Here is a 12,160-nt window from a genome sequence, read left to right on the forward strand (position 1 = left end):
CCCGCGGTTGGGGCCGACTACCCACGCCGATATCAAACTTAATGGTGTGTTTCGTTGTTGGCCCCGGCACTCCGCCAGCTCCACATGTTTGTGCCGATGCGCTCCCCCACTACGCCGGGCTCACGAGGCCGGTCGTCGACCTTACGCGCGCGACGCGCGCGAGGCCCGATCTTTGTCGGCGCCCTCCGAGCGCGCCAGTAACTGTCTACCGAGTCGCGGTGGACGCAGTCGCCGTCCGACTGGGTCGCGTCGCAAGCGGCCGACGTCGTGTTCCGGCCGCACGGCGGCATTATCCTGTCGGAGCGCTGCTGGGTGAAGCACGTCTCGCATTCGGTGCGGGCGCCTTCGCCGACTCGCTGGAAGTGCCTCGTGCTGCCCTCACTTCGAGGGTGAACACGAGCCTGCCGCCGTGCGCGTTCTCGGTGAGGGCCTGCTGACGGAGGACGGCGCGCACGACGGCGCAGCGGTGCCCCTTTAGTCGTCTTTCCGGTCTTGCTGCACGTAAGCGTCGCAAGTTCCAGCAGATAGTCGAATAGACCCCAGCACTTAGCATGCACTATTTCGATTACGGACCCGAGAGGACGCGAAACAATTCGAATATGATGGTCGCGGTCGCGACGGTCGCTAGCGTAACCATCGCTAGCTGGATTTGCGGCGGGTCGGTAGGCCGGACGCGCTGCCAGAATCCGCTATTCAGCACCCACATTGGATGGCCGATCAAACCGGCCAAGATTGAGCCGACAAGCCAGGCTGAAGCCGACAGTTCTTTCCGGCGTGTGTAGCCGCAGCGTAACGTCGCCATGTGTAGAGTCAATGCCGCGAGGGCGAATACAAGATAGACGACGAGAGTGAAGGCGAGTGGCTCAACTTCGAAAACGTCGCCGACAGAGGTCGACGCCGATCTCACACCGCGTATCGCCCCGAGAGTCGACAGGCCGTAGAACGAGACAACGTACGCGAGAGTGGTAGCGAATCTTGCACTCGCGCGCTTCATCGAAGTCGCCTCGAAGCCGGTTAGTTAAAAGCGCAAGAGCCGCAGTGGCAGATTCTGCGTATTTCGGCGATGTCGATCACTCGTTTCGGACCTAAGCGATCACGCATTTAGGACCAAGTCGATCACCCGTTTCGGTTGATGTCGATCACTGGATGAGCGGACGCCACGGGATCAGTTAAGCGGTCGGCTCGGGAGTCGTGTCGGTGCTGGCGAGACGGCGGAGGGAGCCGCCGGTCAGGGTGAGGCGGTGCGCATGATGCACCAGGCGGTCGAGGATCGCGTCCCCGAAAGTGGCGTCGCCGATCATGTCGTGCCAGTGCTCGATGGGCAGTTGACTGGTGATCAGCGTGGCGCGCCGGCCGGCGCGATCTTCGATGAGTTCGAGGAGATCGCGCCGTTCGCGGTCGCCAAGCGGCGCGAGCCCCCAGTCGTCGAGGATGAGGAGATCGGTTTTGGCGAGTGTCTGCATCACCTTGCCGTAGGAGCCGTCCGCGCGCGCGTGCACGAGCTCTTCGCTCAAAAGGCGGGGCAAGCGCACGTAGCGCACGCTGTGCCCTTGGCGACACGCACTCTGGCCGAGCGCGCAGGCCAGCCATGATTTTCCCGTGCCCGTGGGCCCGACGATCAGCAGCGTCTGGTGTTGCCGGATCCACTCGCCGCCGGCGAGCTGCAAAACGCGATGGCGGTCGAGGCCACGCTTGGCGCGAAAGTTTACATCCTCGATGCACGCGGCGTACCGCAGCCGCGCAAGTTGCAAGAGTCGGGTGAGTCGCCGGTCGTGGCGCACGGCATGTTCGCGCTCGAGGAGCAGCGCGAGCCGCTCCTCAAACGACAGCGCGACGAGATCGGGGATTGCGCGCTGCTCGTCGAGCGCGGCGGCCATGCCCGGCAGTTTGAGCGCGTGTAGCGACGCGAGCGTTTGTTCGATCAGCATAGCGATTCCGGACGGGAGCGGACGAGGGGACGATCATCGGCGAAGAGATCGGTGGGGGGCGTGTCGTAGTAGCGCGGCCCGCGGATATGCTCGTGCGAGGCGGGCAGGCGCGTGGTGATGGCATGCGATTCGAGCGGGTCGGTGTCCAGATTTGCCGCGAGGATCGACTTGACGGAGCGATAGGCGATGGTGCCCGCGGCGACGGCGCGCGCACACGCCGCTTCGAGGCGGACCGCGTCATAACGGCGGCGCAGCGCCAGCAGGCCGAGACACGCGCGATAGCTCTGCTCCGGATGCGGCAGCCGGCGCAGCAAGCCTTCGATCAGCTGGCCGGTCGCTGGGCCATTGCTCGCGCCCCACGCGATCAAGCGCGACGGCGACCAACCGCTTCAGCTGCCGATTCTCCTCCTCGAGCGCCTACAGTCGCGTGGCCTCGGTCGCCTGAAGGCCGCCGCACTTCTTCTTCCAGCGATATAGCGTTTGCTCCGTCACCCCGTGCCTGCGGACGAGGACAACCATCTTCGCTCCCGCAGCCGATTCGTGCAGCACCGCGATGATCTGCTCGTCCGTGAACCGGCTCTTCCGCATCCGTTCTCCTGATGAGGACTGACAGAATACTTGGATCAGCTTTCGGGGGTCACGTCAGCGCGGTACTACAACGCTTGCTCGGAATAGCGGCTACTGCATTACGCTCGAAGCGCGCGCTCAACGGCGCCTCATCAGATGAACCTGGAAGGGAACTCTCGAATCTGAGCAGACTGCGACCCTAAGGCTGTCTCGTGAGTTCGCAAGCGGCGGTTCTAGCGCCATCCGATCAGGCATCCTGTAGAGACGAGAGGAGACACGCCGCTCCCTGTAGGGCCGAATACGTACGATGCGGAAGTATCCGACGCGGACTCGCCATGTACTTTCTTCTTGGCCCAATCATCGTCTAGCGCGCGATAGCAACGACACCCTCGTGTGCGCGCCACTTACGGGGCGACGTTCACTGCTGCGACGCGAGACCTCGGGATGTTCAAACGAGTGGCATGTCGCGCGGCGCTCGACCTGAGAGGCTGACGGAATGCGGACAACTGAACGATGATGGCAGAGGAATGTTCGATGACCTCACCTCTACACAGAGATGAACGTGAAGCCAGGATCGAGCGAACTACGTTTGACGCAAAAGACGAGAGTCGTAGCTGCCCTGATGGCGCTCAATCTTTTTGCGCCAGCAGTCGTACGGGCCCAAGAGGAGCCCTCCGCCGGCAGCACTCATGCGTTCGTTCTCAGTGTTCCAGTTATGTCCTGCACTTTCGACGGCAACGCGCCGTCTAACGGCGCCGTCGAGGAACGCGCACCACGCGGTGCGAAGTTTCAATTCGTGCAGTCGGTGAAGAACAATGAGACGGTAGTGATCCAGTTTCTTGACTACACCGGCAAGTCATCGGCCTCGAAATCGCTCTTCTTGAGTCTCAACGCGCCGAGTACAACAGATTCAGACCGCTACTACTTTTGTCTCAGTCGAGCAAGATTCGACAGATTCTCACGCCGAGCGTTCGCGACTGGCCCACGCTCAACGGAGCTGGCCGTAGGTGCACTCGTCCTTCCAGTTAAGCTGCGACCGGGTACGGCGAGTGGTGCCGGGTTCGACTTCGCGAATGATGTAGCCTTCGGTACGTCTGCCGGTGCGCGAATGCGGATTCTTGATCATCGCGAGCTCTTCGTTAGTCTGCTGGTGGGTGTGGCGCTCTCTTCTGTCTCGTTGACAGCCGAGAACACGGCAGATGCGCTCACCACAACAACGGATCGAGCCGCTTTCACTTGGACGACCGGGGCGATGATCGAAGCGAATAAGTTCCAATTGGGAGTCTTCATCGGACAGGATCGCATTTCGCAACCTAAGGCAGCCAATTGGGCGTTTCAGGGCAAGACGTGGTTCGGCCTAGGACTCGGATACGCTCTCTTTGGAGCAGCACCTGCACAACCCGCTCGCACACAGTAAGCAGCGGAGCCGTACCTTCGCCCTCGATACTCGTCGAGCAGCAGACAGCGACCGTCGGGCCTGAGATGTGCGAGGTGCTACATGCGCACGCCGATTTCCGGATCGCGCCTTTCCCTTCCTGACCTCTCTCAGTGAACGGACGGGACCACTACGCGACTCTATCGCGGCGCGTCACGCACACTGCGTTGCGAGGGCCAGCATGCACCACTATCCACGACGCGGCGAAGTGGTTTGTGGCGACAGACGTTCGGCTCCATTCCGCAGCACTGCCGACGCAATGGTTCAAAGCACATTCTCGACGCACCACGTTTGCTCAAAGGTTCCTGATGATGAGCCGTTGGCCCGGCCACATTATCGCAAGCAGTAGTTCACACACTCTTAGTGAGGAGATCGTGCATGAAGCGTTTAACAGTATTGGTAACGACCTTGGCCGCGGCGATGTTTGTCGCCATTGCAGGGTTGCCAAGCGTGTCGGTTGCACAGCAGGAAGTGCCATGTGGGGATGAAATGGGATGCGGAGGTGGAGGCGGGGATGAAGGAGGCGGAGCGCCGTGCGTTTCGGGAACAGTACGCAGAACATACCTCTGCAGTTGGTGTCGGAACGACACCCGTTGGATCAGCTTCCCTACGCACTACGAGATTGTTTGGCAGGGTGACGGCACCCTCATTACGAAGACCTGCCAGAACGGAAGCTGGCAGGAGTCTTGGAGTGGCCTTCTATGCGGTGCCTGCAACCAACGGTAGGACTTTCTCACGCAAGCCGGTTGGCGAAGTAAGCTGACAGGATTTGCAGTGAGTTAAATCGGGCCAACGTCTCTTCACATTCAAATCCGCAATGCAAGTACCTTACGTCATACCCGCACTACTTGCCGTGTCACTCTTTGCCGGCTGCGCTGAACAGCAAAGCGGACTTCCAGAGGGCCGCGTAGTTAGCTCACTCTCGGAGCTGGGGACGGACTCCACGCTTGGTACTCCCGCCATTCCGACGGCATACTGTAATACGACACCGACGCAGGTCCGCGAGTATTTCACGCGACGCGTACTGTCCCCAGAACTCACAGATGCTGATGTCGCTACACTGTTCGGAAGTTCGGGAGCCATCACGATTTCATCAGTGGATAACAGCGCAGACGGTTCGGTCTATTCGACGATGTCCTCGCGTACGGCCCTGCTCGTGAGACGATTCAGCGGATCTCTGATTGATACAGTCGCCATGATTGCGGACACGATCCCCGTGGTTCGCTTAGTCCACCATCCATCATTCGGTACGGTGATCGCAGCGGAGGGTAGGCGCCAGCTGCTACGCCTTTCGGGCACGTCTGCTTCCCCCCTCGGTCCCGAGACGCCTACCCCGTTTAGCGACTTCGCGATTGGCGACGGATATATCATCGGCAGTGTTGCCACAGTTGGCATCGAGCGCGAACGCGCTGACAGCACGAAGGGATATCCGACTGCGTGGCGTTGGACGAAGGGGGATAGCGTCTGGCGGCCGATCATGCTGCCCTCGGCTGCTGGCGGCTGGCGCGCTCGCCTTGGATTACCTGGACCGAATCACACACGAGTGCGCGTTCTTCGATCCGGCGCGTTCGCAATACTGTACGTCGCCACTGGTTTGGTGGATATTTATGCTCAGTCTGGCGAGCCGCAGCGACGGTTGCAGGTTTGCACTTCTGCGGCTTATCGTCGAGCGCTCGCTGCGCAGTTTGAAGCAGGCCGCAATGGCCTCCGTCAGCAAGGATGGGACTTTGCGGCAGCCGATATCGTCGATGACGTGAGTGGTAGCGTGACCGTGCTTTCGATCTATCGGGGCACCGGCGTCAATGGGCAGTTGACGCATGTGAGCGGTCGGGGCACCCAGCATATTCAGGCGCTCGCCCGTCCCCGCGTTCGGCTCCCGTTGAATTCTCGCTTCGGCACGTCGCCAGATCAACTACTCGCTATTGCGCCGAAGGGTCGCCTTGTCGATATCGAGCTGAGACAGTGAGGCACTCGTCGAGACGGTGGCTGACGGCATCACTCCTTGTGCTCTTCGCAGCGTGTCATGAGAAGCAGGGCGCAAGTGAGGACCTTTTGGTTGAGCTGGTGATCCCGCCGAGCGTGATCAAAGTGGATACGGCAACTGCGCTCTTGATTGAGTACGGCGCCGCATTGTGCCCCGCTTGCAGGCAGTACGCTATGCAGACGTCACCGAATGTGACCGAAGGATTGGAACTCGCCGGACGACTGCGCACTCTGTACATCGAGCATTCCATCGATCCGCTCGAGGGACAGATATTTGATTCGGTCACGTGTAGCGGAAGTCCTTTAATGGTTGCATTTCGACGTTTCTACGAGACGCGACCAGGAGAGAACGTGCGAACGCGTGATGCGTATGTTGCACATGCTAGTGCCATTTTCAAACGGGATACGTTTGGCCTTCGAATGTGCATGGACTCGTCTGCGGTTCGGGAACAACAGACTTCGTTGGTAGAGCAAGGACGCCGCATCGGCGTAACGGGAACGCCAACCTTCTTCCTAGGAGTTTTGCTCCCCACCGGACAATTTCGTGGGTGGCCATCCATCGGTTTGGACCGCGAGAGCTGGATCACTTCGACCTTGGCGAAGACCGAAGGCACGAAGCAGAGCCGCAAGCTGCGGAAACCATCGCTTTAGATTCTTTCAATCATGAACTTTCCTTCGGGCGCGGTACGGCGGGCACGCAGTCTTCGGTCGCTACTCCTCCCTGCCATGCTTCTCGCCCCTGCAGGATCGATTGGGATGCTGTGGCATGCTATCATGAGCGCGCCTCCGCCTGGTATCGCGCCAAGAAGCCAAGTGTTGGAATGGGGCGCTGCGCGTCGAGACGCGAGCCCATTTGTCGGGTTGAGCGTTAACCGTCCTCAGGTCGCTGCCGCCAACACTGCGCTGCAACGTCGCGGGACGGGACACGCAGTGGGTGTGCTCTCTGTTACCACGCTCGTGGACTATGGAGGCAGACGAGGGACGCTTGCCGTCGGCATCGCGACCGAGGGCTTTTTTAGGAGTCGGCTACTGCTGGACACTCCCATCGACTTGGCACGTGCGGATCGACCGTTCGTCGTTCTTTCAGACAGTTTGGCGACGACGGTAGCATCTCGCGGAGGTACGTCGATTACGGTCAACGGGGTCGCTTTTGCCGTTCGAGGACGTGCACGAAGGGGATTTCGCGGACTTGAGGCCGCGCAGAGCCAGCACGTATGGGTGCCAGACAAGTTTGCGGGATTGATCGATGCGTCCTTGCCGACGTCATTCGACGCCCCCCGGTCTGCGTCGTTGTCCGGGGCGTTGTTGCTTCCCGAAGGCGTGAGCGTGCCGTCCGACCCCCTTGCTGACCTCGATGCGCTTCCGGGCTATGTATCCGGGCCGCTAGTGGGCAGGCCGATAACCGGACTTGGGCGAGCGACGGCTATCATCATGCTTGAAGCGGCTCCGCTTTTGCTGAGCGGTGTGGCCACGCTATTCGTGGCCGCCGTGTTTACGCTAGTTCTCGCGGGCGCGAGCGAAACGAACGTCACTGCCCGCGCCACAGCCCTTCGGCTAGCGCTAGGCGCCTCGGCGAGCGATCTCCTAAGGGAAGAGTTAGCGAGATATGCACTTCTGGCACCCCTTCTCGGCGTGAGCTCTGTTCTATTCGCTGTTGGGGGCACATTCGCGATAGCGAAAAGCTTGGGCGTCGCCTCCTTGGTCAGCTCGCAAGTCGCGCTTGTCGGTGTCTCCATTCAGTGCGTCTTGGTCCTAGTACTGATCTGTGTCCGGCTTTCGATTACTCTTGCGTTCTTTCACAGCATCGACCTGTATCGCACGGTTCGACGGCGCGGTGCGTTTCGTACTGCCAGCCCGCTTTCCGGCGGCCCCGGGCTTCTACTCGTCGCGCAAGGGGCACTATCTGCCGGAGCGCTGCTGCTTGTCATCCCGCTTCTCGTAGCTCGCGGCGGCGACGTGCTTCAAGACCTTCTGCGACGTTGGCCCGCCGATCTCGTCATTATGCACATCTCGCCGGCGCCCGGCATCACTGAGCGCCGCGTGCTGGATGTCGCTATTTCCGCACGGAACGCGATACGTCGCAGTCCCGTGGCACAGACCGTCGGTGTGACTTCGTGGCTGCCAGGCGTATCCGGTGGAGGGATGGTACCAGTGCTTCATAAGCACAGCGGTTACGTAGACAGCGCACGCGTTCAAATCGTTGTCGCTGATTCCTCAGGGCTCGCTCTTACGGCAGCTGAAGCACCGCCCACGCAGTATGAGTCGGAGAATGGTCCGTTAATCGTAAACGCAGCCGCACGCGTCGCGCTTAACTTTCCGGCTTGTGGACAGCCAGGTTTGCTTCAGATCGGGGGACCAGACGTTTCAGTTCGCCGTGTTCAGCCCTCGTGCTTGTCGGCGAGATACGTTCCGGGCTCAGAGAGCGAGCAGCCACTGATTGCGACGGGTGCCCCCTCTGATTTCGATGGACTCAACAGCGCGTTGATCATTGCTAAGCTCGCTCCCGGTGCAGCGATTGGGGATTTGGATGCGGTGCTCGTGAATGCATCCTTGGCAGATGTCAGCTCACCGATCTTCGTGACTGATGCGACGCGACAGGCGCAGCGAAATCGTTTTGTTCTTGCCATACTGCTATTGTTCGGCGGCATTAGCGGTGTCGCTATGTTGTTGAGCACGGCTCGGGCCACCGGGCAGTTGGTTGCTGACATGCAGCGATCCTCGTTGGCGGTACGCTTTGCTGTTGGAGCGCCAATTGCTGTTTTGATCGGAGCGGTACTGCGCCGACCGGTGCAACTCGTGGCGCTAGGCTCCACCATTGGAGTGACTCTCGTCATCGCGAGCGGCGTGTCCCACAGCGAGGGAGCCTCTGTGGGCGCAGCGCTCGGTACTGCAGTCGCGGTGGTCGCGATTTTTATCTTGGGAGCGCTCCCTCAACTTCTGCGTATGCAGCGCTATTCACACACTTCCGTCCTGCAGAAGGACCATTAGGAGATGTCCATGCACCTCATTATTGCACTCTTGGCTTTGCTTGCCACGTCCTCGGCGCCGACGCAACCGGCGCCCGGTAGCGTCGGGTGCAAGTGGCGCCTCCGGGTGTTGGCTTCCGCTACGGATAGCAAGGTCCTTGCGACCGCCACTGGCCCGGCGGACTCATTGACGCTCGTCGGAGCGCAGAACAATCGAGTCGCGGCCCTTCGGCTCCCACCAAACATTTTGTCATCGCTCGAGCAGCGCAGCGGACCCATCCAGGGACGCGTGCTTGAGATCTCTGTAGGTGATTCCGTCGTGAGGCGTGCTACTCTAACTGGCGCCACTTTTCCGTCGCTGCTTCCGGTGGCGGAAGCATCAGCGATACGAGGTAGTCAAAAGTTACGGGGCTGTCTGCAAGCCGCCGCGAAGCCGTGAGCGACCGAGGCCGCGAACGCTCATCGACGGAGCCAGTGCTCAGCACAAGCCGCTTTGCTCGCAACGACGAGGCCGTACATCGAGCGGGCGGATGGCGTCGATTCGCGACACGTGGATTCGCTATGCTCGGCGTTTCATTGATGGTCGCCGCTGCGCTTCTTGCGCGAGCAGTCTATGGAGCACCGGTAAAGATCGCGCCAACTGAGCTTCACACGGTCAAATTGGTCGGCCAAGTGCGTTGGACCGTCCCCGCCGCCGCCGAGCTGACACGTGGCCAGGTCGAGATCGTCGCCTTGCCAGCCGCAGGACGTGTGGATCGACTTTGGCGCCGCGTTGGTGATAGCCTCTCGGTTGGGGACTCCATAGCCGCCTTTCTCAATCCGGAACTCACCGCATCGCTGTTTGATGCAGAGCAACGCCTGTTGCAAGCACGTGCCGATCATGAGGCTCAATCCAACGCAGCCCGAATTGAGCAACTCAAGCTGGACGACGATGTTGCCACTGCACGAACTCAGTTGCGGCGCACCCAGCAGCAGCTCCAGCTCATTGATCTGCTTATACCGAGACAGCTTGCTAGCGCGACCGAGCGTGAGCAGAGTCTTTATGAAGTTCTGATGGCGACAGAGCACTTAGATCGCGCGGGACAGCGGAGAGAGCTCACTATTTCCGCCGCCGCAGCTCTCGCACGCTCCCGCTCGGACCAGCGCATCGCACTTGCGCGCGCGGTGGATCTGTGGCGCACTCGAATTGATCAGTTAACTATCCGCGCAGCCGGGCGCGGAGTTGTCAGCGACTTGTTCGTGGAGCCGGGACAATGGATCACGCAGGGCTCGCCAGTACTGCGGATTCGAACGGGTGAGGATCTTTTCGGCGAGGTAAAGCTCAGTGACATCGATGCAGCTGACGTTCGGGCAGGAAATGCTGTCATCGTGCGGTTTCGAACAGATTCCGCCGTTGGATCGGTGATTGGTGTCGATCCTGTAGCGAAGAGCGGCGTGGTAGCAGCCCGCTTCAGGGTTCCTAGAGCGACCGGCGATGCGCCTAAGGGCGAGTCGCTTGCAGACGTCGACATCGTGACCGCATCTAGTTCGAACGTGCTTATCGTCAACGCCCCCGTTGGGGCACGGAGTAACACTTCCGGACGGGCGCTTGTTCTCGGCTCTGATCGGTCACACGCCGCGTGGCGGGCGGTTCGCTGGGGGCGTCGAACAGGCACGATGTTGGAAGTGCGAGGTGGCTTGAACATTGGCGAGATCATCATTATCACCTCGGACTCCCCTACCCTGCAAGCACCCTCCCTACGGGTTCGGATCGGCGCATGATCGGAGCTACCATAGTCCTTCGTGATCTTTCATTGATATATGAGACATCGCGGATTCGTACGTCCGCAGTGACGAACCTTACTCTGACAATTGCGGCCGGCGATTATTGTGCGGTGATAGGGGAATCGGGCTCCGGCAAATCTTCGCTACTTGGAGTGTTGGCGCTATTGCAGCGACCCACTTACGGCTCTTACGATCTTGACGGGAGAGATTGCTTGACGCTGACAGCTCGTGAGCGCGCACAAATGCGTGCGACGGCCATTGGTTTAGTATATCAGAGCAGTAACTTGGTGCCAGAGTTGACCTTGCTCGACAATGTTGCCTTGCCAATGCGCTACGCCCGAGTCAATAAAGAGGAGAGAGTCGCACGTGCTGCCGCGGCATTGGAGTCGGTGGGACTCGGCCATCGACTCAGTCACTTTCCAGATGAAGTGTCGGGCGGACAACAGCAGAGAGCGGCGATTGCTCGTACTATTGCGCAGAAGCCCCGCTTGCTGCTTGCAGATGAACCCACGGGTAATTTGGACTCCGAGAGCGGAGCAGAAGTCATGCGGCTTCTTGGGGAGCTGAACGCGGAGGGAACGACTGTGGTGCTGGTAACGCACTCTGAGGAGTATGCGCAGCGAGCGCGCAAACGAGTGCTCATGCGCGACGGCGCGGCTGTTCAGATCGGCGAATAGAGTCTGGCCCGAACGCCTCGTGCCGACTCGGATCACCCTTGCTTCTCCTCGCCGGAGGTCCAAACCTCCGGGCGTGAGAGCCTATTCTGGTTCAACCCGAGGCGACTCAAGATGGTCCGGACGGCCGGGGCGGTGAGACGCTCACGCGTCGCGTTGTTGACCTCCAAGGTCATACGTCACGTCCTCCAACTCCAATTCTGCCGCCGGATCGTGCTGACTGAACGCGACCAATGCCCCAAGCGCGATCAGGGGCTTCCCCGCGCCGACGCCAGCTGCATATCGCAATAGGCTGTGCGTATGAAGCACATCGACGAGTATCTGCAATACCACCGCGGCCTTGATCGCGCCGCTGCGCCGTTCACCTCGAGCGGACGTGGAAGCGTTCCAGAACGAGTGTGAGCCCTCGGCTCCTCCCGGTCGCGCTGACGACGACCCTGTTCGTGCGCATCTCGCTGCGGGGATGCGGCAGCCCACGTTGCCGGATATTCGTACGCCCCCTTGATCTGACCGTGCGCGAGTCCGCCATCAACTGCGGGGCCTTCCCCATCGGTCAGGTCTTCGATCCGGACCCTCGGTGGACACCCAAAACCGGCCACTCGTGGACACCTGAAAACCGGCCACCACGACCGATGAGCTGAGGCGTTGACGGCGGTAGCGGTGAGTGTCAAGATAGTTGTCGTATGACGTTCTATCCCGCGACGCCGGTGGCGCTCGCGGATCGTGCATCATTCAAGTACACTGTCGTCGGGCGCGACCAGTCGCGGGTGTTCCCGCGCCAGCGTTCCGGATGCTGCGTGCGCGCGGTCTGATACACCGTCGCGCGCTGCGCGAGGATCGCGA

At 60.6% G+C, this 12,160-nt stretch carries 7 protein-coding genes and 1 pseudogene; 5 read left to right on the forward strand and 3 right to left on the reverse strand.

Annotation, left to right across the window (positions count from 1 at the left end; genetic code table 11):
* Nucleotides 1-1,169 precede the first annotated feature (1,169 nt).
* The 3 genes and pseudogenes from istB to RMP10_RS03575 all read right to left on the reverse strand — a co-directional run.
* On the reverse strand, nt 1,170-1,928 hold the full coding sequence (gene istB / locus RMP10_RS03565) for an IS21-like element helper ATPase IstB (protein ID WP_310569064.1): 759 nt from the start codon (nt 1,926-1,928) through the stop codon (nt 1,170-1,172).
* Entirely contained in the window at nt 1,922-2,296 is a 375-nt protein-coding gene (locus RMP10_RS03570) for a hypothetical protein (protein WP_310569065.1), read from the reverse strand. The genes istB and RMP10_RS03570 overlap by 7 nt, the downstream gene beginning before the upstream one ends.
* A 52-nt stretch (nt 2,297-2,348) precedes the next feature.
* Nucleotides 2,349-2,516 (reverse strand): annotated as a pseudogene (locus tag RMP10_RS03575) (transposase); the annotation flags it as partial.
* A gap of 601 nt (nt 2,517-3,117) precedes the next feature.
* Here RMP10_RS03575 and RMP10_RS03580 point away from each other — a divergent pair.
* The 5 genes from RMP10_RS03580 to RMP10_RS03600 all read left to right on the forward strand — a co-directional run bounded on the left by RMP10_RS03580 (nt 3,118) and on the right by RMP10_RS03600 (nt 11,320).
* The gene (locus RMP10_RS03580) at nt 3,118-3,912 is read left to right on the forward strand and encodes a hypothetical protein (RefSeq protein ID WP_310569066.1); all 795 of its coding nucleotides are present in this window, start codon (nt 3,118-3,120) and stop codon (nt 3,910-3,912) included.
* 1,213 nt (nt 3,913-5,125) lie between these two features.
* Entirely contained in the window at nt 5,126-5,896 is a 771-nt protein-coding gene (locus RMP10_RS03585; protein WP_310569067.1) for a hypothetical protein, read from the forward strand.
* A gap of 1,235 nt (nt 5,897-7,131) precedes the next feature.
* Complete coding sequence (locus tag RMP10_RS03590; protein ID WP_310569068.1) at nt 7,132-8,901, forward strand: hypothetical protein; 1,770 nt, start codon at nt 7,132-7,134, stop codon at nt 8,899-8,901.
* Nucleotides 8,902-9,440: 539 nt separating this feature from the next.
* Entirely contained in the window at nt 9,441-10,640 is a 1,200-nt protein-coding gene (locus tag RMP10_RS03595) for an HlyD family efflux transporter periplasmic adaptor subunit (protein ID WP_310569069.1), read from the forward strand.
* The gene (locus RMP10_RS03600) at nt 10,637-11,320 is read left to right on the forward strand and encodes an ABC transporter ATP-binding protein (RefSeq protein WP_310569070.1); all 684 of its coding nucleotides are present in this window, start codon (nt 10,637-10,639) and stop codon (nt 11,318-11,320) included. Before RMP10_RS03595 ends, RMP10_RS03600 begins: the two co-directional genes overlap by 4 nt.
* Nucleotides 11,321-12,160 lie beyond the last annotated feature (840 nt).

Origin of the sequence: Gemmatimonas sp., from assembly GCF_031426495.1 — a bacterium.
Taxonomy (GTDB): domain Bacteria; phylum Gemmatimonadota; class Gemmatimonadetes; order Gemmatimonadales; family Gemmatimonadaceae; genus Gemmatimonas.